This is a genomic window from Aminithiophilus ramosus (assembly GCF_018069705.1).
In the GTDB taxonomy this organism is placed as follows: domain Bacteria; phylum Synergistota; class Synergistia; order Synergistales; family Aminithiophilaceae; genus Aminithiophilus; species Aminithiophilus ramosus.
Genome location: NZ_CP072943.1, coordinates 2,229,634 through 2,254,494, shown reverse-complemented (window position 1 = coordinate 2,254,494; position 24,861 = coordinate 2,229,634). Strand labels below are relative to the sequence as shown.

Sequence of the window (24,861 nt, the reverse complement as noted above, 5' to 3'; positions counted from 1 at the left end):
CCGCGTCAGAAGAGACGGAGGCCCAGGCCGCTTTCCCGGCGCTTGGCCTTTCCCGGGACGCCCAGGGAGACGGCGAGGCGGGCCTCGGTCCAGAGGGCGAGGCGGACGAAGGGCAGTCCCAGCAGCAGGTAGATGACGGCGACGACGATGCCCGTTCCGAAATAGTCGTAATAGGTCGTCGCCAGCTGACCGTAGGCCTTGGTCAGGTCGACGAGGGTGATGACGGAGACGAGGGACGAATCCTTGAGAAGGGAGATGAAGTCGTTCGTCACCGGCGGCAGGACGAGGCGCACGGCCTGGGGGATGACGACGTGGCGCAGGGCCTGGTTCCGCGTCATGCCCAGCCCGAGGGCGGCTTCCATCTGTCCCCGGGGGACGGAGAGAAGCCCGGCCCGGTAGATCTCGGCTTCGCAGGCGGCGTAGTTCAGCCCCAGTCCCAGGGCGCCGGCCGTGAAGGGATCGAGCTTGATGCCGATGTTGGGCAGGCCGTAGAAGATGAAAAACAGCTGGATCAGCACCGGCGTCCCTCGGACGATCTCGACGTAGACCATGGAGAGCGTCGAAAGGGGGCCGGGGCCGAAGACGCGCAGAAGGGCCAGGACGAGGCCGAAGGCGATGGCCAGAGCCATGGCGGCCAGAGAGACCTTCAGCGTCGTCGCCGTCGCCCGCCCCAGAGTGGGGAGGAAGGAGACGTAGCGGCGGAGGCGGTCTCCCAGGGAGAGGTGGGGCTGTAGGTCGGCGACCCACCGGTCGTACATGACGGGCTCCGTCCGGGCCGGGCCGTAGTCCTGAAGGGCCCTGGCCGTCAGGGGGTTCCAGAGGTTCCACCGCTCCAGGATGGTCCGCAGTTCGCCGCTGTCGCGCAGTTCTATGAGGGCCTCGTTGACGGCCCGGAGGAGCTCCTTTTCTCCCTTGCGGACGGCGATGCCGTATTCGATGCGGCCGATCTCGGGGCCGACGAACTTGACCTCCCTCATGGGGCCGCCGTAGAAGAGGGCGATGGGGGCGTCGAAAAGGGTCGCGTCGAGGCGGCCGTTGACGAGATCGCCGTAGGCGTTCACCTCGTCCTCGTAGGTGCGGATGTCGACGTCTCCCGTCGATTCGAGGACGAACTGGGCGTAGGACTGCTTGAGCGTGCCGACGACGCGCCCGCGGCAGTCTTCGAGGCCGTTGATGTCGAAAGTGTCGCGACGGACGCCGATCTGGAGATGGGTCACGTAGTAGGGCGTCGAGAAATCGACGGCGTCGCGGTGCTCGGGCGTGATCTCGAGGCCGTCGATGGAGATGTCGTAGAGGTGTCGGTCCAGGCCCGGGATGAGGTTGTCCCAGCCGTTCTGGACGAAGCGGGGTTCGAGACCCATCTTGTCGGCCAGGGCCTCGACGATCTCCACCTCGTAGCCGATGAGGTTGTCCAGGTCGCCGGGATCCTGATACATGTAGGGGGCGCCGCCTTCCGTGTCTCCCCCCCAGGAGAGGATCCCGGGAGAGGCCGTCAGGGCCGAGGCGGGGAGATTGAGGCAGAGAAGAAGGCCGAGGGCCGCCAGAAGCCTTTTCACGACAGCACCCCGACGAGGTGGCGGAGAAAGTCGCGCGTCCGTTCGTTGCGGGGAGAGGTGAACATCTCGTCGCCGTCGGCGACTTCGACGATCTCGCCTTTGTCCATGAAGACGACGTAGTCCGAGGCCTCGCGGGCGAAGCGCATCTCGTGGGTGACGATGACCTGAGTCATCCCCTCGGCGTCGAGGTCGCGCATGACCTGGAGGACTTCGCCGACGAGTTCCGGATCGAGGGCCGACGTGGGCTCGTCGTAGAGCATGACTTTGGGCGACATGGCCAGGGCCCGGGCGATGGCCGCCCTCTGGGCCTGTCCTCCCGATAGGGTTACGGGATAGCGATGGGCGTAGCCCTCGAGGCCGACCTTGCCGAGGAGGCGCAGGGCCTCGGTCTCGGCCTTCTCCGGGCTCTCTCCCTTGACGACGACGGGGGCGAGCATGACGTTTTCCAGAACCGTCTTGTGGGGAAAGAGGTTGAAGCCCTGGAAGACGATGCCGACTTCCCTGCGCAGCTCGTGGGTGGCCTCCATGAGGGCCCGGCTCGGCTTCTCGTCGGGAGAGGTGCGGCTGAGGGTGACGCCGTCGATGGTGATCGATCCCGAATCGAGAATTTCCAGCCCGTTGAGGCAGCGCAGGAAGGTCGATTTCCCGCAGCCCGAGGGGCCGATGATGGAGACGAGATCTCCCTCCCTGATGTCAATGCTTACCCCGCCCAGAACCTCTTCGTCGTCGAAACTCTTCCTCAAGTCTCGGACGGCGATGAGGGCCATGCTCTTCTCTTCCAACTCCGTCTCATCTCCCTTCTTGAATCGGCGTCTTCGCCGCCGTTCCAGTATGACAAAAAGGGCCCCCCTTAGAAAGGGGCAATCTCGGCGGTTGAAGGAAGGCCCCGAAAAAAGCATAATAGCCCGTGGCGGACGTAATCTGTCGAAACGAGACGCCCAGGGAGGTGCCTTTTCCGGAATGAAGCTCGAAAATCCCCGCAGCACGGCGCGGCGCCCGCTCGCGCTCTTGCCGTTCCTCCTTCTCGTTCTCCTTCTCGGGGGGACGGGTTACCTGGCCTATTCCCTCTTCTCTTCTCCCTCTTCCCCTCCTGTCGAGGGAAAGAGAGCCGAAGAGGTCGCGCCGACCGTTCCTCCTCCGTCCCCTCTCAGCATGCCCGAGGGAGTGGGGGCCTCCGATCTCTGGATCCGCATCGAAAAGAGCGCCTTCCGCCTCGATTTCTGCCGCGGCGCCGAAATCCTGGCCTCCTTCCCCGTCGCCCTCGGCTCCGTGACGGGCGACAAGGAGAAGCGCGGCGACCGCCGCACGCCGGAGGGCCTCTTTCATGTGGAACAGATTCAGAACGCCAGCTGGTGGACCCACGATTTCGGCGACGGCCAGGGGCCCGTCGAAGGGGCCTACGGTCCCTGGTTCATCCGTCTCAAGACGGGCTGGCAGGGGATCGGCATCCATGGGACACACGATCCCGGCTCCATCGGCACCCTCGTCACGGAGGGCTGCATCCGCCTTCTCAACGACGATATTCAGTGGCTCAGGGAAAGGACCCAGGTGGGAATGAAGGTCCTCATCGGACCTTGAGGTCCCCTGGGGCCTGCCGCGGAGTCCTTCGGCTTCGACGAAAGGAGAGGCGCACCCCCTCGGGGTGCGCCTCTCCTTTCGTCGAAAGGATCTTTGGGGCGTCAGTCCCTGTAGTAGGAACAGACGTACTCCATCAGTTCCGAGACGCGGAGCTTGAAGCTGCTGTCCGCGGGAATGCCGAAGGTGTCTCCGGGGCCGAAGGTTTGCCAGGCGTCGCTGCCCGGAAGGAGGACTTCCGTCCTGCCGGCCACCATCTCCATGACCTCCCTGTCCCCGGTGCCGAACTCGTAGTCACCGGGGAACATGACGCCCAGAGTCTTGCGTTCCCCCTCGGCCGTGTAGATCGTGCGGCTCATGACCTTGCCCTCGTTGTAGACGTTGAGTTTCTTCAGAACCGATACGCCTTCGAAACGATCACTCACCGATCCATCTCTCCTTCGCGCGAACAATCAAGCCTTGCGCCTCAAGTATGGAATGGGGTCGCCCCCGGCCATACTAGGCGATAGAGCTCACTTTCGCAAGAGGTCACTCCTCGGCCACGGGGCGCTCGAAGGAGGAACCCATGAGGCGCTTCCAGTCGATGTCGTCGGCCAGAAGGTCGGGACAGGTCGCCTCGGGGTAGAACCAGTGCCGTCCCAGCCCCTCGAGGATCTGGTACCACTCGTGGACGTCGGGCGAGACGATCTTGCCCGTCAGGCTGATGCGGCGCAGCTCGCGGTAGATGAGGGCCTTCATCTGGTTTTCGTCGAGACAGGCGATGGATTTCTCGAAAAATTCGATGAGGTAGAAGTAGCTCAGTCCCCCTCCCTGGTAGAGGACCTGCTGCCATTTGGGCGGCACCTTGGAGGTTTCGGCGAGGCGGACCTTGTTGCGGCTGCTTTTGCCGGCGGCCTTGCGGTTCAGGAGGAAGAGGATCGTGTCGGGGTCGATGTGACGGAGCTCTTCGTATTTTTTGATGAGCCCTTCGGCGACGGGGTGGTATTGGGCGTTGCAGATCTCATAATCGAAAAGGTCTTCCAAGGCGGATCCCTCCTGCCGGAATGTCGGACTGACGGCATTATACCCCACCTTTCGCGCCTCGGCGGTCTGTCTTTCCCTGGCCTCTGCCGTTGATTCCGCCAGGAGAGCGACGCCGCGTTTCAGGGCAACCCCGGCCTTGCCGGTGTCGGGGCCTTTCCTCGGGAGGACGCCACCCCGGTTCGATCCGGATCCGGATCACGAAGAGGAGCCGGTTTCGCCTTGCCGTCGAGGCGACGGTGTCCGACGGTTCCATGGGGCGTGCACCCCTCCCGCAGGGGCTCTCCCGGTCGAGGGGCGAAAAATGTCGGTGAATATCTGTCTTTTTCGGTGAATTGCCGCTTGTCGCGAAGAGGCGAGCCTCTTCCTCCTTTTTTCCTCTCCCGTCGGTGACGCATCCCACGAAAAAGGGGGCGTCGGGCCTTTTGGCTTCGGCAGAATTGTGCTATCATGGACTCTGTCTGAATTAAATAGTTATTGGAGTGGGTCGAAGCCCGGGGCTCGTGCCGAGGCCTTGAGGTCGCTTTCTCATCTTGCGCGGATAGCTACGACGAGGAGGTCGAAGTGTATGGAAGTTCTGAAGGTCTCAGCAAACTCTCAACCCAAATCCGTGGCGGGGGCCATCGCGGCCGTACTCAGGGAGAAGGGAGCCGTCGAAGTCCAGTCCGTCGGGGCCGGGGCGGTCAATCAGTCCGTCAAGGCCATCGCCATCGCCAGGGGTTATGTGGCCCCCAACGGGATCGACCTGGTCTGCATTCCGGCCTTCGCCAAGATCGATATCGACGGCGAGGAGCGGACGGCCATCAAATTCCAGATCGAGTCGCGCTGACGGAAAGCGGCTTGCCGGTCATCGTCGGAGGGGTGCGGACGAAGGGTCTGCGCCCCTTTTTCTGTCCTTTTGCGCTGGAGCTGCGGCTCCGCAACGTTTATACTTTGCTGAGTCTAGAGGGACAATTCCGACCGATCAGGGAGGTTTCACGGCATGGCAGAAATCACGGCACCGCGCGGCGTACGAGATGTGCTCCCCGATGAATCGTGGAAGTGGGCCTACGTCCTGGGCCAGTTCCGGCAGATCGCCGACGGCTTCGGCTTCAGCGAGATCCACCTTCCCATCTTCGAGCATACGGAGCTTTTCTGTCGCGGCATCGGCGATACGACGGACGTGGTGGAGAAGGAGATGTACACCTTCGAGGACCGTTCGGGGCGGAGTCTGACCCTTCGGCCCGAGGTGACGGCCTCCACGGTCCGCTCCTATCTGGAGCAGAACATGGCCTCCAGGCCTCAGCCCGTCAAGCTCTGGACCGCCGGTCCCATGTTCCGTTACGAGCGGCCCCAGAAGGGGCGCTACCGCCAGTTCTGGCAGCTCGACGTCGAGGTCCTCGGTTCCGACAGCCCTCTCGTCGACGTCGAGGTGATCGAACTCTCCCTCGAGCTCTACCGCAGGCTGGGGATGACCAACCTCGAGGTGGTCATCAACTCCGTGGGCTGTCCCGCCTGCCGTCCCGCCTACCGCGAGGCCCTTCGGGCCTACCTGAGGCCTCATCTGGGCGAGCTCTGCGAGAGCTGCCGGAGCCGCTTCGACCGCAATCCCCTGCGCATCCTCGACTGCAAGAACCCCACGTGCAAGGCCATCACCGAGGGGGCTCCCGACGTGATGGATTCGCTCTGCGACGAGTGCAGCGGCCACTTCGCCGCCGTCCGCAAGGGGCTCGATCTTCTCGGCGCCAGGACCCACATCGACAAGCGCCTCGTCCGGGGCCTCGACTACTACACGAAGACGGCCTACGAGGTCCTCTCGGGCGATCTGGGTGCCCAGAACGCCGTCTGCGGAGGGGGACGCTACGACAATCTGGCCGAGTCCATCGGAGGGCCTCACCTTCCCGGCGTGGGATTCGCCTCGGGCATCGAGCGCATCGTCCTCACCATGGAGCAGCAGGGCTGTTCCTTCGGCCGCGAGCCCGCCCTCGACGCCTATGTGATCGCCGTCGACGAGACGGCCCGCGACGAGGCCCTCAAGCTCCTCTACGCCCTCAGGCGCGAGGGGCTCAGCGCCGACATGGACTACCAGGGGCGGGCCATGAAGGCCCAGTTCAAATCGGCCTCCCAGGCGGCCTTCGCCTGCATCCTCGGCGGCGACGAGGTGGCCCGGTCCGTCGTGGCCCTCAAGGAGATGGCCTCGGGCAATCAGGAGGAGTGCGCCTTCGACGGAGCGGCCCAAGTCATCCGGTCCCGTCTGGGCCGGTAGGAACCCAATCAGGAACGATCAGGGAGAAGGATTCGACCATGGAAGAAAGACAGTTTGACGCCTCCTGGAGGCGCAGCGTGTACTGCGGAAAAGTGGACGGTTCCCTCGAGGGACGGTCCGTCGTCCTCAACGGCTGGCTTCGCTGCCGTCGCGACCTGGGGGGCATCATCTTCCTCGAGCTCTGGGACCACAGCGGCGTCGTTCAGGTCGTCCTCAACCCCGAGAGGAACGAGGCCGTCCACGAGAGGGCCAAGGCCCTCCGCAGCGAATATGTCCTGGCCGTGAGGGGAACGGTCTCCCGTCGTCCCGAGGGGACGGAGAACGAGGCCCTGCCCACGGGGCTCTGGGAGGTGGCCGTCGACGACTTCCTCCTTCTCGCCCCCTCGGCGCCCCTTCCCTTCGAGATCGACGGCGCCGACGACGTCGACGAGACGCTCCGTCTCCGCCACCGCTATCTCGATTTGAGGCGGACCCGAATGCAGGGGAACCTCCGTCTCCGCCATCGTGCGGCCCGCTTCACCCGCTCCTTCCTCTCCGACGAGGGCTTCATCGAGGTGGAGACGCCCATGCTGACGCGCTCCACGCCTGAAGGGGCCCGGGACTATCTCGTGCCGAGCCGCGTCAATCCCGGAAACTTCTATGCCCTGCCCCAGTCGCCCCAGATCTTCAAACAGATCCTCATGATCGGCGGCTGCGACCGCTACTTCCAGATCGTCCGCTGCTTCCGCGACGAGGACCTCCGGGCCGACCGTCAGCCCGAGTTCACCCAGATCGACATGGAGCTCAGCTTCGTCACCGAAGAGGTCATTCTCGATCTTCTCGAGCGCTACACCGTCGGCCTCTGGAAAGAGGTCCTCGACGTGACCCTGCCGGTCCCCTTCCCCCGCCTCACCTGGAGGGAGGCCCTCGATCTCTACGGCAGCGACAAGCCCGATCTGCGCATTCCCTTCTCCCTCGTCGACGTCCGTCACGTCTTCGAGGGGACGGACATCAAGGCCTTCCAGGCCGTCCTCGAGGGAGGCGGCGTCATCAAGGCTCTACCTCTGCCGGGAGGGGCCGACCTCTCCCGCAAGGATCTGGACGGCGTCAACGCCCGCGGCCAGGCCCTGGGCGCCAAGGGGCTGGCCCCCTTCCAGCTCCGCGACGGAGCCCTCAAGGGACCTCTCGTGAAGTTCCTCGACGAGGGGCGCCAGCGTCTTCTCGTCGAGGCGGCGGGGCTGAAGGAGGGAGACGCCCTCTTCGTCATGGCCGACGGCTCCTGGCGGAGAACCTGCGAGATCCTGGGCCAGCTCCGTCTCGAACTGGCCCGTTCCCGGAGTCTCGTCGACGAGTCCCGGTGGGCCTTCCTCTGGGTCACCGAATTCCCCATGTTCGAGTGGGATGACGAGGAACGGCGCTGGGTCGCCGTCCATCACCCCTTCACGGCTCCCATGGCCGAAGATCTCGACAGGCTTCAGACCGACCCGGGATCGGCCCGCTCCCGCGCCTACGACCTCGTCCTCAACGGGACCGAGGTGGGAGGCGGTTCCATCAGGATTCACGATCCCCGGATGCAGGAGAAGGTCTTCGAGGCCCTGGGCTTCACGGCCCAGTCGGCCCGGGAGCGCTTCGGCTTCCTCCTCGACGCCCTTTCCTTCGGCACGCCGCCCCACGGAGGGCTGGCTCTGGGGTTCGACCGCCTCGTCATGCTTCTCTGCGGCGCCAAGTCGATCCGGGAGGTCATGGCCTTCCCCAAGAACCAGAAGGCCCAGTGCGTCATGTCCGGCGCTCCCGACGTCGTCGACACCCGTCAGCTCGAGGAGTTGGCCGTCAGGGTCGATCTGCCCCTGGAATAGGAGCGCCCTCTCGGAGGCGGTTCCCGGAGGGGCAGAGGCCGACGGGAAAGATCAGGGATGGAGGAGATGTCCTGTGGCTAAGGTGCGCTTTTTGGGCCATGCGGCCTTTTACGTCGGGGGAGAGGGGCTTAAGGGGCTCATCGACCCCTTCCTGACGGGAAACCCCCAGGCGAGCCAGGGGGCCGAGAGCTTCACGGAGATCGATGTCATCTTTCTGACCCACGGCCACGACGACCACCTGGGCGACACGGTCCAGATCGCCAAGAGGACGGGGGCCACGGTGGTGGCCAATTACGAGATCTGCCACCATCTGGCAAAGAAGGGCCTCAAGTGCCATCCCATGCAGATCGGGGGCCGGTGGACCTTCCCCTTCGGAACCGTCAAGATGACGGCGGCCCTTCACGGGTCGGCCATCCTCGACGGGAATCAGGTGGTCTACGGAGGGCTGGCCGGAGGTTTCCTCATCGAGATCGAGGGGAAAAAGGTCTATCACAGCGGCGACACGGGGCTGACGAAGGAGATGGAGCTCCTCGCCGAGGAGGCGATCGACGTCGCCCTTCTGCCCATCGGCGGCAATTTCGTCATGGACGAGGAGGACGCGGCCCGGGCCGTCAGGATGATCGGCCCCGAGGCCGTCGTGCCCATGCACTACGACACCTTCGACCTCATCCGGGCCGATGCCGATCGCTTCGCCCGCCTCGTCGGCACCGCCTCCCGCGTCGTGCCCCTCAGACCGGGCCAGGAGCTGCTTTTCTGAAAAAGGCTCTCGCCCTCTTCCTGCGGCTTCCTCTCGGGACAGTCTCTCCCTTTCCGTTCCGATGAGGAAGCCCTCTTTTTCCGCCCTCCCCGCGAGGGCGACGAAGGAGTGTTTCCCTTTGCGCATTTCCATGATCGGAACGGGTTACGTGGGCCTCGTCACGGGGGCCTGTCTGGCCGAAACGGGCAACGACGTCTGGTGCGTCGACGTCGACGCGGCCAAGATAGAGGAACTTCGTCAGGGGAAGATCCCCATCTACGAGCCGGGCCTCGACGTCGTCGTCAGACGCAACGTCGAGCAGGGACGTCTCCGCTTCACGACGGAGCTGAAGGAGGCCCTCGACAGCTCCCTTTTCGTCTTCATCGCCGTGGGGACGCCGCCCGGCGACTCGGGAGAGGCCGATCTGGGCCACGTCTTCGACGTGGCCCGGGCCATCGGCGCGTCCATGGACAGCTACAAGATCGTCGTCGCCAAGTCGACGATTCCCGTCGGGACGACGATGAAGATCAAAGAGACGATTCGGAACGTCCTCGACGGACGGGGTCGGGGGGACCTCGACTTCGACGTCGCCTTCTGCCCCGAGTTCCTCAAGGAGGGGTCGGCCGTGGAGGATTTCATGAAGCCCGACCGCATCGTCATCGGAACCGAGAACAACCGCACGGCCGAGCTGCTGAAGGAGCTCTTCAGCTTCTTCACCTTCCGGGAGGAGCGGATGTTCGCCATGTCCGTCGCCTCGGCGGAGCTGACCAAATACGCCGCCAACGCCATGCTGGCCACGCGGATCAGCTTCATGAACGAGCTGGCCCGCTTCTGCGAGCGCGTCGGGGCCGACGTGACCGAAGTCCGTCGCGGCATGGGAAGCGACGGCCGCATCGGGTCGGCCTTTCTCTACGCCGGAATCGGCTACGGAGGCTCCTGTTTCCCCAAGGATGTCAAGGCCCTCATCCACTCGGGCCGGCAGGCCGGCACGCCCTTTTCGATCCTCGAGGCCGTCGAGGCCGTCAACGTGGAGCAGCGCCGCTGGTTTTTCGAGAAGATCGGGGCCCGTTACGGAGGGGATCTGAAGGGGAAGAGCTTCGCCCTCTGGGGTCTGAGCTTCAAGCCCAACACCGACGACGTCCGTGAGGCGCCGGCCCTGGACCTCGTCGCCTGGCTTCTCGACGGGGGGGCTACCCTGAGGGCCTACGATCCCGTCGCCGAGGGCAACGCCCGGAAGGCCCTCGCCGGTCGTCCCTCCGTCGCCCGTGCCATCGAGGAGGGCCGTCTTCGCTTCGGATCGGACAACTACGAGGTCCTCGAGGGGGTCCATGCCCTGATCCTCCTCACCGAGTGGCCCCTCTTCCGCAAGCCCGACTGGGAGAGGATCGGCTCTCTCATGGCCGAGCCCGTCGTCTTCGACGGCCGCAACCAGTACGACCCGGACAGGATGAAATCGGGCGGTTTCGTCTATCTCGCCGTGGGGAGGTAGGGGCGGAGCGGCGCCGGAGGAGATCTTCCCCGCCCCTAGGCGATGTCGAGAGGAGTGACGGTCATGAAAAGATTGGCGGTCCTGTTTTCTCTTTCTCTGGCTCTGCTGGGGGGGCTCCCGGAGCACAAGCCCTGAGCCTTTCCGTCGTCACTCCTGTCGAGGGGGAGCGTCTTCTGGCCCCGACGCGGGATTTCTACGTCGTCGTCTCCCTCGACAGGGAGGGCGGAAGTCCCGCCTCGGTCCCCTTCGAGCTTTTTCGTCAGGGTCGTCCCGAGCCCCTTCGGCGGGTTCAGCCCGCCGTCGCCGCCGGGGGCCTGACGCCGGACGAGGCCATCTCCCTCGACTACGAGGGGGGATGGACGCCGTCGACGTCGGCCGACCTTCTGGCCTCGCCTCCGCCGGACCTCGTCTTCGATCCCTCCCGCCCCCGATCCTTCTTCGATCCGACCGTCAAGGCCGTCGTGAGGGAGCGTTACGCCGCCGCCCTCCTTCTGGGAGGGCGGACGAAGGGGTACGACAGCGACGACGCCGGAGAGGATCTTACGGGCGGTTCCTACCGACTCGTGGTCACCGCCGTCGACGGCGAGGCGGCGCTGGCCTCGGCGGAGGTGCCCCTGACCTTCGCTCCCGTCGCCGACAAGGTCCTCTCGCGATTCAGCCCCGCCCGCCACATGGAGACGGTCCGGGCCTTCGCCGCCGAGGAGGGGTCCCGCCTCTACCTCGATCCCTTCCCGGGTTACTGGGACGGCTCCCATCTCCCGTCGGGAACGGCGTCGACGCTCTTTTACGAGATCGTCCGCCGCTGGCGCCCCAACGACTCCCTCGAATACCTCGACGGAGCGGTCCGGGCCGTCCTCTACAACATCCACGAGACGAGCACGAGCCCGTCCGTCGAGATCGGCGCCCATGGCGCGGGCGGGACGTCTCGATTCGGAGGAGATCCTCTGGTACCGCTACGACATCGGGGAGATGGCCGTCAGCTACGACAGGGGCGACGGCACGACGGCCCTGAGAGAGGGGCTTCTCGTTCCCTTCGAGGCCGGAGAGAGGCTGGTCCTGACGCGGGCCGAGATCCGCGACGGCGACGGGTCCGCCTCGGAGGACGGCCTCTACGATCCCGACGACGGAGACAAGCGCGTCGACTGGAACGTCGACGACGGCGTGACGGTCCGTCACGGCGAAAGGGTGAGCCTTTTCGGCGTCGTCAGACCTCTCCAGCCCCTGTCCTCCGACGTGGAGGCCGGCGAGGACGGCCGCTACCGGGTGAAAAACCGCGCCGTCACCGTTCACTACTCCCTCCTCGACGGGGGGAGGGAGTGTCTCTCCTTCGACCGAGAGGTGGGGCTCGTCAGGACCGGCATCAACGACAGGGCCTCGATCTACGAGTTCCGTCACGATCTCGTCCTTCCCGAGGGGGCGCGACGCCTTTCGGTCCGCCTCTGGGCCGTCGACAGTCACGACGAGGCCGTGGCGGGGACGGAAAAGACCGTCCCTCTCGTCTGGGCCGGCGGCGGCGGCTGTTCCCTGGGGTACGGGACCCTTTTCCTCCTCGCCGTTCCCCTGGCCTTCCTCGTCGCGAGGCGCGGCTGAACCTCCTTCAGCTGCCTTCGACGGCCACCGTGCCCGATCGACCGGGCAGGACGCCTCGCCGCACGTCGCGGCGGGGCGTCTTCTTTCTGTCGATCTCCGCGGCGAGGGTCGCCAGGGGGACGACGTCCATCTCCTCGTCGCGGCAGCGGCGGAGCAGCTGGTCCAGCAGGGGGCGTTTGCTCATCCCCTCCATCTCGGCGTGGACGGTGTGGACGTTGACCTTCCGCCTCATGGCCCGGAAGAGGCGGTCGTTGAAGTTGACGTCGTCGACGTCGCCGAGGCCCAGCAGTTCGTCCATCGTCGCCGTCGTCGTCGGGATCTGGAGGGTCCGGAAGACCTCTCCGTTCAGGGCGGGGAGGAAGGGGGCCTCCCCGCGGACGTCGCTGCAGTAGTCGAGGCCCATCCTGTCCTGGACGCGGAGGCTTTCGGCCGTGACCTGCCATCCCGGGGCGGCGCAGGCACGGGGAAGGTGGCCCAGGATCTTTTCGTAGAGGTCGAGGGCCTTGAGGAAGTCCTCCTCGATGACCGATTCGTCGAGGCGGTCCAGCTCGTCCTGCCACTTGACGTGATCCCAGCTGTGGATGGCGCATTCGTGCCCCTCGTCCTCGGCTCTCCGCACGATGGCGGGATCGGACGCGACGATGAGAGGCGCCGGGAGGAGCGTGCCGTAGAGAAGCGTTCTGAGGCCGTAGGTGCTCACCGGGCCGGTACGTCCCATCTTGGACAGGAAGCCGGGGCGGAAGATCCGTCGGATGGCCTTGCCCGAATTGTCGGGCCCGAAGGAGAAGAAAAAGGTGGCCCGGACCTTCCTCTGGGCGAAAAGGTCGAGGAGGCGGGGCACGCCCTCGCGGTAGCCCCGCAGGGTGTCGACGTCGACCTTGAGGCCCAGGACGGTCATGGCCGGATCAGGCCCTCGACGGTGCGGCGGAGAGCCTCGTCGAGCGTCGTCCGGGGGCGCCAGCCCAGGCAGCGTTCGATGTTCTCGATGGAGGGGACCCGGTCCTGCATGTCGTCGTAGCCGTTGCCGTAGTAGCTCTCGGCGGACTGGACGACGATTTCGGCCGACCGGGCCTGCTGAGCCGTCTCGGGAAAGGTCTCGAGGATGCGGACGAGGTGGTCGACGAGCTCGCTGATGGAGCGGTTGTTGGCGGGGTTGCCGATGTTGAAGATCTTGCCGTCCGAGCCCTTCTCGTCGCCGATGATGGCCATAAGGGCCTCGATGCCGTCGCCGATCCAGGTGAAGCTCCGGCGCTGCCCTCCTCCGTTGACGAGGGTCACGGGACGGCCCTGGACGATGTCGTAGACGAACTGGGTGACGGAGCGGGCCCGGCGCTCTCGGGCGTCGTCGAAACTGTCCAGCCGGGGGCCGATCCAGTTGAAGGGTCGGAAGAGGGTGTAGCGCAGTCCCTCCTCCTGGCCGTAGGCGACGATGACGCGGTCCATCATCTGTTTGGCGCAGCTGTAGATCCAGCGCATCTTGCCGATGGGCCCCACCGTGAGAGGACTCGACTCCTCGTAGAGGATCCTGTCGGAGCTCATGCCGTAGACCTCCGACGTGGAGGGGAAGATGACCCTCTTCTTGCGGGCCACGCAGAAGCGGACGATCTTGAGGTTCAGCTCGAAGTCGAGTTCGAAGGTCCACAGGGGACGGCTCAGGTAGAAAGAGGGCTTGGCGACGCCGACGAGGGGGAGGACGACGTCGCAGGAGGCGACCTGTTCCTCGATCCAGTCCAGGTCGGAGAAGGCGTCGCCGAGGCGGAGGGAGAAGCGCTCCCGGCCCAGGCAGTTTCCGAGATTGCCGCCGACGAGGTCGTGGGCGGTGACGGTCCAGTCCCTCTGATCGAGGATGGCCTCGCAGAGGTGACTTCCGATGAAGCCGTTGGCGCCGAGAATGAGGACCTTCATGGTCGATTCCTTTCCGTGCCCTCTGGGCACCTGAAGATTCACTGGCCGAGCCGTTGACCCGGCCTCAACGAGGAGGAGGGGGACGATCCGTCCTCGAAGCTGGCCGAGAGGATCTGGAGGTTTCCCGAGGAGGCGGCGACGACGAGCGGATCGAGAGACGTGACCCTTCCGGCCTCGCTCGGGCTCTCCTCGTCGACGACGGCCGTCTTCCAGACGAAGAGCTTTCGTCCCTCGGCGAAGGTGAAGGCGCCGGGATAGGGACGGGTCACGGCCCGGACGAGGTTGTGGATGGACCGGGCCGGAAGGTTCCAGTCGATGAGGCCGTCTTCGGGGCCTCTCCGGCCGAAGAGGGTGGCCTTCGTCTCGTCCTGCGCGTAGAGGGGGGCCGTCCCCGATTCGAGGGCGTCGAGGTTCCGCGCCACCAGGGTGCGGGCCGCCTCGGCCACCTTGAGGAAGACGTCGTGGGCCGTCTCGTCGGGGCCGATCGGCACCGGCTCCCGATCGACGATCCTTCCCGCGTCGGCCCGGGCCACCATCTCGTGGAGGGTGGCCCCCGTCGTCGTCTCGCCGTTGACGATGGCCCAGTTGACGCAGGCCCGTCCCCGGTAGCGGGGGAGGAGGGAACCGTGGATGTTGAAGGCCCCCAGCCGGGCCAGGGAGAGGACGTCGGTTCCGATGAGGCTTCGGTAGTAGAAGGAGAGGATCAGGTCGGGGGCGAGGGCGGCGATGCGTTCCTTCCAGGTCCCGTCGAGGCGGGAGGGGGTGAAGACGGCCAGGCCCCGTCGCTCCGCCAGGTCTTTCACCGACCGGAACCAGATCTCCTCGCCGGGGTCGTCGTCGTAGGTGAAGAGGGCCACCACGTCGGCCCCCCGGCGGAGAAGCTCCTCGAGACAGACGTAGCCCACCTCGTTGTAGGCGAAGACGACGATTCTAGGCCTCATCGTCGTAGACCTTCCTGATGACGAAGCGGGGCCGTCGGCGGACTTCCTGATAGATGCGGCCGATGTACTCGCCGACGATGCCGACGCAGAACATGGTGATGCCCATGAGGAAGAAGTTGACGTTCATGAGGGTGAAGACGCCTTCGGCCTCGGGGCCGACGACGAGGCGCCTGACGCCCAGGTAGGCCACGAAGAGGAGGCTCAGGGTGGCGACGAGGAGGCCCAGCATGGTCACGACCTGAAGGGGGATCAGGGAAAAGCCGGTCATGAGGTCGAAGTTGAGGCGGATCAGTTTGAAGAGGCCGTACTTGGACGTGCCGTGCTCCCTCTCGGTGTGGCTGATGGCGATCTCCGTCGGGCTGACGGAGAACTTCCGTCCCAGGGCGGGGATGAAGGTCGTCGATTCGGCGCTCTCGTTGATGAGGGCGATGATGTTGCCGCTGTAGGCCCGGAGCATGCAGCCGTAGTCGCGCAGGTTGAGGCCCGTGATGCGGTTGGTGATGCCGTTGATGACCTTGGAGGCGATCTTGCGGAAAAAAGGGTCCCGGCGCCCCACCCGGTAGGTGCCCACCGTGTCGTGGCCGGCGTCCATGGCGGCCACGAGGTTGGGAATCTCCTCGGGCGGGTTCTGGAGATCGGCGTCCATGGTGATGACGATCCTGCCCCGGCTGCAGCGGAAGCCGGCGGTGATGGCCATGTGCTGGCCGAAGTTGCCGTTGAATTCGATGACGCGCACCGTCGAGCGGTGCTCCTCGCGGAAGGCCAGGAGCAAGGCCAGAGAGCCGTCGACGCTGCCGTCATCGATGAAGAGGATCTCGTAGGACCGGCCGAGTTCCTCCAAAACCGGCAGAAGCCTCTCAAAGAGGAAGGGGAGCGATTCCCTCTCGTTGTAGACGGGGATGACGAGGGAGATTTCCGGTTTTGGATTTCTTTCCTGGCCGGCCTGAAGGAGCATGGCCTGAGAAGTCTGCACCGGTCTTAGGCTCCCTTCGCGAGACAGACGGCGCGGACGGCGTCGATGACGTCGTCGACGTCCTCGTCGGTCATGGCCGGGAAGAGGGGGAGGGAGACGATCCGGTCCGAGACGTACTCCGCCTCGGGGAAGTCGCCCCGCCTCCAGCCGAAGGTCTCTCCGTAATAGGAGAAGAGGTGGAGGGCCTGATAGTGGAGGGCCGTTCCGATGTTGAGCTCCCGCAGGCGGGCCATGAAGGCGTCGCGGCTCATGCCCAGGCGGTCGACGTCGACGAGGGGCGTGTAGATGTGGCGCCCGTGGAGATGATCGTAGGAGGGGGCCTCGGGGAGGATCAGCCCTCCCCTGTCGGCGAAGGCCTCGTCGTAGCGGGCGGCGATGGCCCGTCTCCTTCCGTTGAAGTCCTCGAGGCGTCGGAGCTGATCGAGGCCGATGGCGGCCTCGATGTCGAGCATGTTGTATTTGAGGCCCGGGAAGTGGACGTCGTAGTGGGGCGTTCCCTGGACGGCGTAGCGCTTCCAGGCTCCCTTCGACATGCCGTGCTGGCGGAGGAGGGCCGTCTTCTCGGCCACCTCCTCGTCGCCGGTGCAGAGCATGCCCCCCTCGCCGGTGGTGATGTTCTTCGTGGGGTGGAAGCTGAAGACCGTCACGTGGCGCCCTTCCGTCGAGGAGCCGACGAGGCGTCCCTTGTAGCGGGCGCCCAGGGCGTGGGCGGCGTCTTCGATGAGGGCCAGTCCCCTCTCCCGTGCGAGAGTCTCGATGGGGTCCATGTCGCAGGGAAGCCCGGCGAAGTGGACGGGGACGATGGCCTTGGTGCGCTCCGTCAGGGCCGATTCGATTCGGGCCGCGTCGATGTTGAGCGTCCTTCTGTCGATGTCGACGAGGACGGGGCGGGCTCCCGCCCAGAGGATGACGTTGACGGTGGCCACGAAGGTCATGGGCGTCGTGATCACCTCGTCGCCGGGACCGAGGCCCAGGGCGAGGCAGGCAAGATGGAGGCCCGCCGTGGCCGAGTTGAGGGCGAGGGCGTAGGGGGCGCCGGTATAGGCGGCGAAGGCCTCCTCGAAGGCCTGGGCCTTGGGGCCCGTCGTGATCCAGCCCGATCGCAGCGAGTCGGCCACGTCGGCGATGGCCTCCTCGGAAATGGAGGGACGGGCAAAGGGCAGAAAGGTTTTTCTCATTTTCTATTCGTTCACCTCCAGAGGGCGATTGACGACGACAAGTGTATTATCCCATTCGGCGAGGGTAAAGAGGCCGCCGGTCTTCTCCCTCAGCGTCTCGTAGAGATCCCGTTTCACGACGAGGAAGACCCGCCGGTCCCCCTCCAGGAGAGGGAGGAGTCCCCCTTCGTCGAGGAACCACGAGGGGGCGTCCCGATCGATGCCGAAGGCCAGCTCTCCCCTGTAGGCGATGACGACGTTGAGCCGTTTCAGGTAGAAGGGCAGGGCCTGCTCGTAGGTGCCGTACTGGGCCACGACGTCGTCCCGATCGAGGCGGGCGGCGATGGCCTCGGCCAGGGGCCGTCGCGACTTGATCTCGCCGTAGGCGATGAAAAGTCCCCTGTAGGCGGGCAAAAGCAGGAGTCCCATGAGACAGAAGGCCGCCGCCGCCCTCTGCCCCCTGCCTCGAAGCTGAAAGCGCCAGGCCAGGGCCAGACCGGTCAGGGGGATCAGCCCCAGGGCCAGCCCGGGGAAGAGGAGAAGGGAGAGGGGATGGCGATCCTGGATGAAGGGGTAGACGAGGAAGGCCGGAGCCAGGAGGCCGGGGAAGAGCGTCGAGGCCGCGAGGGCGAGTTTCGGGAACCCCTTTCCCGAGAAGGCCCGGTCCAGCTCCCGGCCGATGAGGAGGGCCAGAGGGGGCAGGACGGGAACGATGTAGGGGACGAGTTTCGAGCCCGACGCCGAGAAGAAGAGGAGGATGACGATCGCCCAGAGAAGGAGGTAGAGGTCGTCGGTGCTCGCCTTCCGCCCCCGGCCGGGGAAGGCCCGTGCCAGGGCCGACGGGAGGAGCCCCGTCCAGGGGAAGAGCCCCAGGAGGAGAATGGGGAAAAAATACCAGAAGGGCTCGTGGCGATCGTGGATCGCCGTCGTGTAACGGAGGAAGTGCTCCCGGACGAAGAAGAAATGGAAGAAATCCCCGTTGGCCCGGCAGACGGCGACGAACCAGGGAAGAAGGAGGGCGAAAAAGAGGAGTATTCCCGGCAGGTAGAGGCTCCGGACGACGAGGCTCCACCGCCGCGTCAGGACGATATAGGCCAGGAGGACGGCGCCGGGAAGGACGATGCCGATGAGTCCCTTGGTCAGAGTGGCCAGGGCCATGGCGGCGTAGAAGAGAAGCAGCAGACGGCGGTCGCCCTCTTCGGCGAATTTGAAGGTGACGAGGGCGACGGTGACGAAGAAGGACAGGGGCATGTCGGTGATGTTGAGCTGGCCGACGGCGAAGTGAAGAAGCGACGTGGCGAGGACGAGGGCGCCCAGAAGGCCCGTCCTTCCTCCGTAGAGCTTGCGCCCCAGGAGCCCCGTGGCGGCGACGGCGCCCAGGGCCAGGAGGGCGGGCCAGAAGCGCGAGGAAAACTCGTTCTCGCCGAAAAGGGCCTGGGCCGAGCCCGTCAGCCAGTAGTGCAGGATCGGTTTCTCGAAGTAGGCCACGCCGTTGAGGCGGGGCGTGATGAAATCGCCGGAAAGGCGCATTTCCCTGGGGATCTCGGAGTACCGGCCCTCGTCGGGCTCGAGCAGGCCATGGCTGCCCAGGAGGAAAAAGTAGGCACAGACCAGAAGGAGCCCCAGAAGAAGGCCCCTCGTTCTATCGGCTCGCAAGGCAAAGCTCCTTTCGAGGCGGTCCTTTTCGCCCCGGAGAGGGCGAAAGCCTCTCCGAGACCCTGGCCCGGCCTCTTCTCACGGCGCCCCGAAGGGCTATGATGGGGGCAGCCTGGTTTCAGGGAGGAACGGTTATGGATCGATGGGGACTTCTCATGCTTTTCGGCTCGGCCTTTTTCAACGCCACGGCCAACACCTTCATGAAGGCCGCCTTCGGCGGCAGGACGGAGCTTCTCGACGGAGGGCTCCCAGCCTCGGTGCTGCGGATCCTCCTCAACCCCTGGGCCGTCGGCGGCATCGCCTGCTTCGGCGTCTCTTTCGTCTTCCTCAGCGCCGCCCTGACGCGCGTCGACCTCTCCCTGGCCTATCCCGTCATGGCCGGAATGGTCTTCGTCCTCGTCCTCGCCGTCTCGGCGGGCTATTTCGGCGAAACGGTGAGCCTCTGGCGTCTTTTCGGCATCGCCGCCATCCTGGGCGGCATCGCCGTCCTCTCCCTCAAGGGCTGAGGGGTCAGTATTTGAGGCCGAAGACGGGGTGGAAGATCCGCTCGTCGTGGAGAAACTGGGCCTGCTCCTCGAGGGCCGTGTGGGCCCGGTCTCCCATGTGGACGGCCAGGACCGACGTGAGAATATGGGTCAGGAAGAGAGGCCCGACGATGCTGCTGCCGAAGGTGGGGCTGGCGGCGCTGATGAAGAAATTCAGGTCCGAGAAGCGGCAGAGGGGGGCGGCGGGGCTGTCGACGATGGCGACGACCTTGGCGCCCTTCTTCCTGGCGAGCTCCACCGTCTCCGTCACCTCGACGACGTAGCTGGGCAGCTCGCAGACGACGATGAGGTCTCCTCCTCCGACGGAGCGGGCCTGCTCGAGAAGCGTCAGAGAGCCCCGTCTCATGGAGAGGGCCGCAAGGCCCATGACGCGGAGGCGCATGAAGAGATGTTCCGTCACGAGCGAGGAGATGCCCCAGCCGAGGCAGTGAATGTTGCGGGCCTCCCTGACGAGGGAGCAGAAGGCGTCCAGGCTGCCTGGAGGAAGCTGGGACCATGTGTCGTCCAGATTGGCGTGTTCCGTCTTGTAGATGACGTTGGGCAGGCTCTCCTGGTCGTCCATGACGCGGGCCAGCATCGTCGCCGGATTGATCTTCTCCAGGATGGCCTGCTGGAGCGCCTCCTTCAGGTCGGAGTAGCCGTCGAAGCCGAGGATGCGGGCGACGCGGACGAGCTGGGCCTTGGAGACGGAGAGGTCGTCGGCCACCTCGCCGATGGATCGGAATGCGGCCTCTCGCATGTTGGAGAGAAGGTATTCGATGACGCGGCGTGCCTTGGTCGGCATGCCTTCCAGTTTGCCTCGCATCAGTTCCTGTAACTGGACACTGTCCATGGCGGGGGCACCTTCCTTAATGTAGGGTTCCAGACAATAAACTAAAATGTCCTTGGAGTTGACGATAGTCTAGTTCAGGGAAGGCCCATCGTCAATGGCGGGTTCACTTTTCGCGAGCGGATAAGGGCCGGGAGGATCTCCTCCCGGCCCTTATCCGCTCGCAGGGCCGTCGACCTTCAGGGAAGCCTCTCCCTCCAGCTCCCGAGGGCCTGGCTGTCGGCCATGAGGGGTCTTCCGACGCCGACGAGATCGCAGACGCCCTCTCGGAGGAGCCGTTCCGCCGTCAGGGCGCTGCGGATGCCGCCGGTGCAGACGACGGGGACGGGGACGGCCTCTTTGACGAGGCGGCTGTAGGGGGCGAACCAGGCCTCTCCCCGGCCGTCGTAGCCGTTGAGATTGCCCGAGAGGTCGAGGAGGTCGACGCCCAGGGCGGCCAGCTCACGGGCGACGCGGACCGTCTCGTCGATGGTCAGCCCCCGGGGCTCCTCTCCCGGAAGGGTGTCGGCGACGCCCAGACGGACGGCGACGGGAAGGTCGGAATCGACGACGGAGCGGACGGCCTCGAAGACCTCGAAGAGGATCCGGGCCCGGGAGAGGATGGCGCCGCCGTAGCCGTCGGTTCGGACGTTGGTCAGGGGGCTCAGGAACTGGCTCAGCAGATAGCCGTGGCAGGCGTGAATCTCGACGCCGTCATAGCCGCAGAGGACGGCCCGTCTCGCGGCCTCGGCGTAGAGGCCGGGCAGAGCTCCGATCTCCCCTTTCGTGAGGGCCCTGGGGAGGACGCCGGGAAGGGCGGGGTGAAAGACGGGCGAGGGGGCCAGGGTGCGGAAGCCCTCGGCGAGGCGCAGCTCCTCGTCGCGGACGGCGGCTCCGGCGTGATTGATCTGGACCATGGCGGGAAGCCCCGCCTCCCGGAAGGGAGCCGTCAGGGCCCGATGGGCCTCGACGACGTCGTCGCGGTCCAGGCGGTATTGGGAGACGCGGACGCGCCCCTCGGGGGAGACGGCGTGATGCTCAACGACGGCCAGCCCCACGCCGCTGCGGGCCAGACCTCCGTAGTGGGCCAGCCCTTTTTCGGTGGCGACGCCTTCCCGATCGGCCGTTCCCGTCGCCGTCGGCGCGGCGACGATGCGGTTGGTCAGGCGGAGAGAGCGCAGTTCCAGAGATTGCCAGAGCAGAGACATCGAATCACCTCCAGTGAGATCGGAAAGAGCCTCGTCGCGAGGTCTTCCTCATCGGTTCACGCGGAAATCCGCCGGGCGGGGAGACCGACACGGTTCCTTCCCCTTCGGATCGAGAGGACGGGAATCGACGCCGCGGCGGTTTTTTGGCTTCCATGGTCCGGTGCCCCCTCCTTGCCTCGTCCTCAGCTCTCGGGCAGCGGATCCCAGTCCCCCTCGTGGCGGTCGCGCATGACGGGACAGTGAAGAATTCCCCGTCGGGCCGTCCGGAAGCAGGCGTTGCAGGAGACGCAGGCCGAGGGGGCCTCGTCCTCTTCGACCCAGCGATTGATCAGGTCCGGCTCGGCGATGAGGGGGCGACAGAGGGAGAGGAGATCGCAGGTTCCCTCCTCGACGAGGTCGGCCATGCGCTCCAGACTGCGCAGGCCGCCGACGAGGGCGACGGCTCTTCCTGCGGGGGCCTGAGCGCGAAGGGTCTTGGCCTCGCTGGCGAAATAGGCCTCGCTGGCGCCCTTCGTGATGCCGATGCGCGAGACGGCCCTGTCGGCCGGCGAGTAGCCCGTCCCCCCCGAGACCTCGATGCCGTCGACGCCGGCCTCGAAGAGGGCGAGGGCGAGCCGGAGTCCTTCCTCGGGGCCGTAGCCCCCGTCCACGCCCTCTGAGAGGGAGAGCTTGTACCAGACGGGGAAATCGCCGAGTTCGGCCCGGACGGCCCGGTAGACGTCGAAAAACAGGCGGGACCGTCCCTCGAAGGACTGGCCCCAGCCGTCGTCGCGGCCGTTGTGGAGGGGCGAGAGAAACTGTGTCAGCAGGTAGCCGTGGGCCCCGTGGATCTGGACGGCGTCGGCGCCCCCCTCCCTGCCCCTTCGGGAGGCGGCGGCGAAATCGGCGACGACGGCGGCGATGTCCTCGTCCGTCATCGCCCGGCCCGGTCCCGTTCCCTCCCGGAGGACGCCTCCCGAAGGGGAGAGGAGCGGCCCGGCTCCGTCGAGGGGAAGGCCCATGGCGCCGGCATGGACGAGCTGGACCATCAGTCGGGCTCCTCCGTCGTGGACCACGTCGGCGAGGCGTCTCACGTCGGCGGTCCGCGCGTCTTCGTGAAGTCCCCACTGGCGCGGTGCCCCGCGGCCGTCGGCACGGACGTAGGCGAATCCCGTCGTGACGAGGCCGATTCCGCCGGCGGCGATTTCGCCGTAGCGGCCGATCAGTCCCTCCGTCAGGGCTCCGCTCGCCTCATCGGCTCCGGCGAGCCACGTCGCCGAGCGCATGAACCGGTTGCGGAGGCTCAATCCCCCCGTCGAGAGAGGCTGGAACAGTCTCGAAACTTTTCCTTCCATGGGCGACACCTCGCTATTCTTCGATGGAAAGCCCCGGAAGGGGCGACGTCCCGGCCCGAATGCGGGCCAGAACGCGAACCATGATCAGTCCCGACACGGCCAGGGAGAGGATGGCCGCGAAGGGCTGAAACCACCAGACGCCTTCGACGCCCCAGAGTCGGGCGAAGAGGGCCGCCAGAGGGACGCGCAGGGCGAGGGTCCTGACGGTTTGGGCGGCCAGGCCCCAGAGGGAATGGCCGCTTCCCTGAAAGACGCCCCAGAAGACGAGATCGACGGCCACGAAAAGGTAGCTCAGGACGGAGGCCCTGATGGAGAGAACGGCCAGGAGGAAGACCTCCTCGGCGGGGCGGAAGGGGGCCAGGAAAAAGGAGGGGAAGCCGTAGAGGAAGACTCCGATGGAGGACATGACGACGACGGAGAAGAGGACGGCCACCTTGATTCCCTGGCGGATGCGTCCGTAGTCCCTCCTGCCCAGGTTGTAACCGACGAAGGGGATGAGGGCGCTGTTGAGTCCGAAGGCGGGGAGAAAGGCCAGCCCCTCGATGCGGTTGCCCACCATCCATGCGGCCAGGGCGGCCGGGCCGAAGAGGGAGAGGGTCTTGTTGATGAGCAGGCCTCCGAGGGCCATGGTGACCTGGGAGAAGGAGACGGGCAGGCCGATGGCGGCCAGGTGGCGCCAGCGCAGGAGGAAGTCGGCGGGCAGCTTCAGGGAGAGGGGCATGTCTTTCTGTCCTCGGAGGCGGGAGGCGAGGTAGCAGCAGGAGGCCACGTGTCCCAGGAAGGTGGCGGCGGCGGCTCCGGCGATGCCCCAGCCGAAGAAGAAGATGAAGAGAGGGTCGAGGAGGAGGTTGAGCCCGTTGCCGACGATGAGGCCCTTCATGGGCGTGACGGTGTCGCCCAGGCTCCGGAAGAGGGAGTCGGAGAAGACGGTGAAGCCCATGAAGGGGAAACTGACGATGATCCAGAGGGAGTAGCGGTGGCACTGGAGCGCGACCTCGCCCGTCCCTCCCAGAAAACGGTAGAAGGGGAGGGACAGTCGGGGCGAGAGGAGGGGAAAGGCGACGGAGGAGAGGAGGAGGATCAGGGCCAGCGAGCTGCCCCCGTAGTTTTTTGCCTCGTCGGCCCGGTCGGCGCCCAGGTGTTGCGTCACGAGCGACGTCATGCCCGTGCCGATGCCGTTGGTGAGGGCGAAGACGGCGAAGACGGCGAAGACGGCGGGGAAGATGAGGGCCATGGCGGCCATGGGGGCCTCTCCGAGCCAGGCGATGAAGACGGTGTCGATGAGGGTGTAGAGGGTGTGGAAGAGCATGGAGACCATAGAAGGAAGGGCCAGGGAGAAAAGGACCTTCGCCACGGCACCGTTTCCCATGTCGATCGTGCGTCGCGCCAAAAATGCCATCGTCGGCCTCACTTCTTGTTCGCCCCGAAAGAGGTGACAGATCCATGATAGGCCATGACGGCCTTTCAGCCAAAGGAGGATCGGGTCGTTCCCCCTCGAACCGCCTCCGACGGATCCGGCCGGGAGAGGATCCGAGGGCGTCGGAACCTCTCCCGCGATCCCTTAAAAGCCCAGGGCCTCGCCGACGACGATGACGTGGGCGTCCCGACCGAAGGGGGCCCGTTCGAGGATGAGCACGGCCCGGCAGACTCTCTGGGGGCTGTTGCAGTCGGAGCAGAAGCCCGTGGCGGCGCAGGGCGTGGCCATCTTGAGACGCTGCGTGTTGGGCGGCGTGGCCACGTCGCGGACGCGGTGGAGGGCCTCGTCCAGGTCGTGGCAGATCTTGTTGATGCCGACGACGATGACGAGGCGGTTGTCTCCCCAGGCCAGGCCGGCCACGCGATTGCCCGTGCCGTCGATGTTGACGATCGTTCCGTCGAGGGTGACGGCGTTGCTGCCCGAGAGGAAGACGTCGCTGGAGAGTTCCTCCTGAAGGCGGCGGGACTTCTCCTCGGGCTTGAGGGAGGGATCCCAGTGCTGAAAGACCGGATGTCCTCTTTCGGCGAGGAGCTCGACGAGTCCCAGTTCGCGGAGTGTGACGCTTCCGGGGATGCCGACGGAGGCCCCGTCGGGGATCAGGGAGAGGATCATCTGCCGGGCCTCCTCGGCCGTGGCGGCGTAGCGTGCCTCGAAGCCCTTCGTCTCGAGGCGGTGAACGACGCTTCGGCCGAGGTTTTCGGCATGTTCGTCGCGGACGGTCTGCCACTTGGCGCGTTCCTTGTCCATGCTAAAGCCCCCCTTGAAGAGTGACGGGAATTGAAAACCCCCCTAACTATAGCAGTTTCTCCGT

Annotated in this window: 24 protein-coding genes; 8 read left to right on the top strand and 16 right to left on the bottom strand. The window is 65.9% G+C overall.

Translation table 11 applies throughout. The features are described 5' to 3' along the window. Positions 1-5 precede the first annotated feature (5 nt). Complete coding sequence (locus tag KAR29_RS10525) at positions 6-1,556, bottom strand: ABC transporter substrate-binding protein/permease (RefSeq protein ID WP_274372948.1); 1,551 nt, start codon at positions 1,554-1,556, stop codon at positions 6-8. Further along, positions 1,553-2,338, bottom strand: a complete 786-nt coding sequence (locus tag KAR29_RS10520; protein ID WP_275116301.1) for an amino acid ABC transporter ATP-binding protein — start codon at positions 2,336-2,338, stop codon at positions 1,553-1,555. The genes KAR29_RS10525 and KAR29_RS10520 overlap by 4 nt, the downstream gene beginning before the upstream one ends. Positions 2,339-2,516: 178 nt before the next feature. Between KAR29_RS10520 and KAR29_RS10515 the strand changes: the two genes are divergently transcribed. Further along, positions 2,517-3,134 carry a L,D-transpeptidase gene (locus tag KAR29_RS10515; protein ID WP_274372947.1) on the top strand — a complete coding sequence of 206 codons (618 nt, stop codon included), beginning with the start codon at positions 2,517-2,519 and terminating at the stop codon, positions 3,132-3,134. Positions 3,135-3,235: 101 nt separating this feature from the next. On the opposite strand, the gene ppnP is transcribed toward KAR29_RS10515, so the two are convergent. Both ppnP and KAR29_RS10505 read right to left on the bottom strand, forming a co-directional pair. Beyond that, the gene (ppnP, locus tag KAR29_RS10510; RefSeq protein WP_274372946.1) at positions 3,236-3,556 is read right to left on the bottom strand and encodes a pyrimidine/purine nucleoside phosphorylase; all 321 of its coding nucleotides are present in this window, start codon (positions 3,554-3,556) and stop codon (positions 3,236-3,238) included. 103 nt (positions 3,557-3,659) lie between these two features. Next, complete coding sequence (locus KAR29_RS10505; RefSeq protein ID WP_274372945.1) at positions 3,660-4,154, bottom strand: putative metallopeptidase; 495 nt, start codon at positions 4,152-4,154, stop codon at positions 3,660-3,662. 565 nt (positions 4,155-4,719) lie between these two features. Here KAR29_RS10505 and KAR29_RS10500 point away from each other — a divergent pair. From KAR29_RS10500 to KAR29_RS10480, 5 genes are all read left to right on the top strand, one after another. Next, the gene (locus KAR29_RS10500) at positions 4,720-4,980 is read left to right on the top strand and encodes a stage V sporulation protein S (RefSeq protein WP_274372944.1); all 261 of its coding nucleotides are present in this window, start codon (positions 4,720-4,722) and stop codon (positions 4,978-4,980) included. 153 nt (positions 4,981-5,133) lie between these two features. Then, positions 5,134-6,396, top strand: a complete 1,263-nt coding sequence (gene hisS / locus KAR29_RS10495; protein WP_274372943.1) for a histidine--tRNA ligase — start codon at positions 5,134-5,136, stop codon at positions 6,394-6,396. A 38-nt stretch (positions 6,397-6,434) separates the two neighbouring features. Next, positions 6,435-8,231, top strand: coding sequence for an aspartate--tRNA ligase (gene aspS, locus KAR29_RS10490; RefSeq protein ID WP_274372942.1), 1,797 nt, complete (start codon positions 6,435-6,437; stop codon positions 8,229-8,231). A gap of 73 nt (positions 8,232-8,304) precedes the next feature. Then, a complete protein-coding gene (locus tag KAR29_RS10485; RefSeq protein ID WP_274372941.1) occupies positions 8,305-8,988 on the top strand; it encodes a metal-dependent hydrolase in 684 nt (227 codons plus the stop codon). 118 nt (positions 8,989-9,106) lie between these two features. Then, a complete protein-coding gene (locus KAR29_RS10480) occupies positions 9,107-10,456 on the top strand; it encodes a UDP-glucose dehydrogenase family protein (protein ID WP_274372940.1) in 1,350 nt (449 codons plus the stop codon). Positions 10,457-10,491: 35 nt separating this feature from the next. Here the strand turns inward: KAR29_RS10480 and KAR29_RS10475 are convergent, their stop codons facing one another. Next, on the bottom strand, positions 10,492-11,211 hold the full coding sequence (locus KAR29_RS10475) for a hypothetical protein (RefSeq protein ID WP_274372939.1): 720 nt from the start codon (positions 11,209-11,211) through the stop codon (positions 10,492-10,494). Positions 11,212-11,362: 151 nt separating this feature from the next. Here KAR29_RS10475 and KAR29_RS10470 point away from each other — a divergent pair, with 151 nt between their 5' ends. Beyond that, a complete protein-coding gene (locus tag KAR29_RS10470; protein ID WP_274372938.1) occupies positions 11,363-12,046 on the top strand; it encodes a hypothetical protein in 684 nt (227 codons plus the stop codon). A gap of 7 nt (positions 12,047-12,053) precedes the next feature. On the opposite strand, the gene KAR29_RS10465 is transcribed toward KAR29_RS10470, so the two are convergent. Genes KAR29_RS10465 through KAR29_RS10440 form a run of 6 tightly spaced genes read right to left on the bottom strand, consistent with a single transcriptional unit; the run spans position 12,054 to position 18,678 of the window. Continuing rightward, on the bottom strand, positions 12,054-12,944 hold the full coding sequence (locus KAR29_RS10465; RefSeq protein WP_274372937.1) for a polysaccharide deacetylase family protein: 891 nt from the start codon (positions 12,942-12,944) through the stop codon (positions 12,054-12,056). Continuing rightward, positions 12,941-13,951, bottom strand: coding sequence for a bifunctional UDP-4-keto-pentose/UDP-xylose synthase (locus tag KAR29_RS10460; RefSeq protein ID WP_274372936.1), 1,011 nt, complete (start codon positions 13,949-13,951; stop codon positions 12,941-12,943). Before KAR29_RS10460 ends, KAR29_RS10465 begins: the two co-directional genes overlap by 4 nt. 38 nt (positions 13,952-13,989) lie before the next feature. Continuing rightward, complete coding sequence (locus KAR29_RS10455; protein ID WP_274372935.1) at positions 13,990-14,892, bottom strand: formyltransferase; 903 nt, start codon at positions 14,890-14,892, stop codon at positions 13,990-13,992. Beyond that, a complete protein-coding gene (locus tag KAR29_RS10450) occupies positions 14,882-15,865 on the bottom strand; it encodes a glycosyltransferase (protein ID WP_274372934.1) in 984 nt (327 codons plus the stop codon). The genes KAR29_RS10455 and KAR29_RS10450 overlap by 11 nt, the downstream gene beginning before the upstream one ends. A 5-nt stretch (positions 15,866-15,870) precedes the next feature. Continuing rightward, complete coding sequence (locus tag KAR29_RS10445) at positions 15,871-17,043, bottom strand: DegT/DnrJ/EryC1/StrS family aminotransferase (protein ID WP_274372933.1); 1,173 nt, start codon at positions 17,041-17,043, stop codon at positions 15,871-15,873. A gap of 3 nt (positions 17,044-17,046) precedes the next feature. Continuing rightward, a complete protein-coding gene (locus KAR29_RS10440) occupies positions 17,047-18,678 on the bottom strand; it encodes a glycosyltransferase family 39 protein (protein ID WP_274372932.1) in 1,632 nt (543 codons plus the stop codon). A gap of 134 nt (positions 18,679-18,812) precedes the next feature. Between KAR29_RS10440 and KAR29_RS10435 the strand changes: the two genes are divergently transcribed. Beyond that, positions 18,813-19,184 carry a DMT family transporter gene (locus KAR29_RS10435; protein WP_274372931.1) on the top strand — a complete coding sequence of 124 codons (372 nt, stop codon included), beginning with the start codon at positions 18,813-18,815 and terminating at the stop codon, positions 19,182-19,184. A 4-nt stretch (positions 19,185-19,188) separates the two neighbouring features. Here KAR29_RS10435 and KAR29_RS10430 read toward each other — a convergent pair whose 3' ends face one another. The 5 genes from KAR29_RS10430 to KAR29_RS10410 form a co-directional block, all read right to left on the bottom strand. Next, positions 19,189-20,055, bottom strand: a complete 867-nt coding sequence (locus tag KAR29_RS10430) for a MurR/RpiR family transcriptional regulator (RefSeq protein ID WP_274372930.1) — start codon at positions 20,053-20,055, stop codon at positions 19,189-19,191. Positions 20,056-20,231: 176 nt separating this feature from the next. Continuing rightward, the gene (locus tag KAR29_RS10425) at positions 20,232-21,239 is read right to left on the bottom strand and encodes an NADH:flavin oxidoreductase (protein WP_274372929.1); all 1,008 of its coding nucleotides are present in this window, start codon (positions 21,237-21,239) and stop codon (positions 20,232-20,234) included. Positions 21,240-21,421: 182 nt separating this feature from the next. Then, entirely contained in the window at positions 21,422-22,573 is a 1,152-nt protein-coding gene (locus KAR29_RS10420; RefSeq protein WP_274372928.1) for an NADH:flavin oxidoreductase, read from the bottom strand. A 13-nt stretch (positions 22,574-22,586) separates the two neighbouring features. Next, a complete protein-coding gene (locus KAR29_RS10415; RefSeq protein ID WP_274372927.1) occupies positions 22,587-23,972 on the bottom strand; it encodes an MATE family efflux transporter in 1,386 nt (461 codons plus the stop codon). Between the two features lie 162 nt (positions 23,973-24,134). Next, entirely contained in the window at positions 24,135-24,797 is a 663-nt protein-coding gene (locus KAR29_RS10410; RefSeq protein WP_274372926.1) for a lactate utilization protein, read from the bottom strand. Positions 24,798-24,861: the final 64 nt, after the last annotated feature.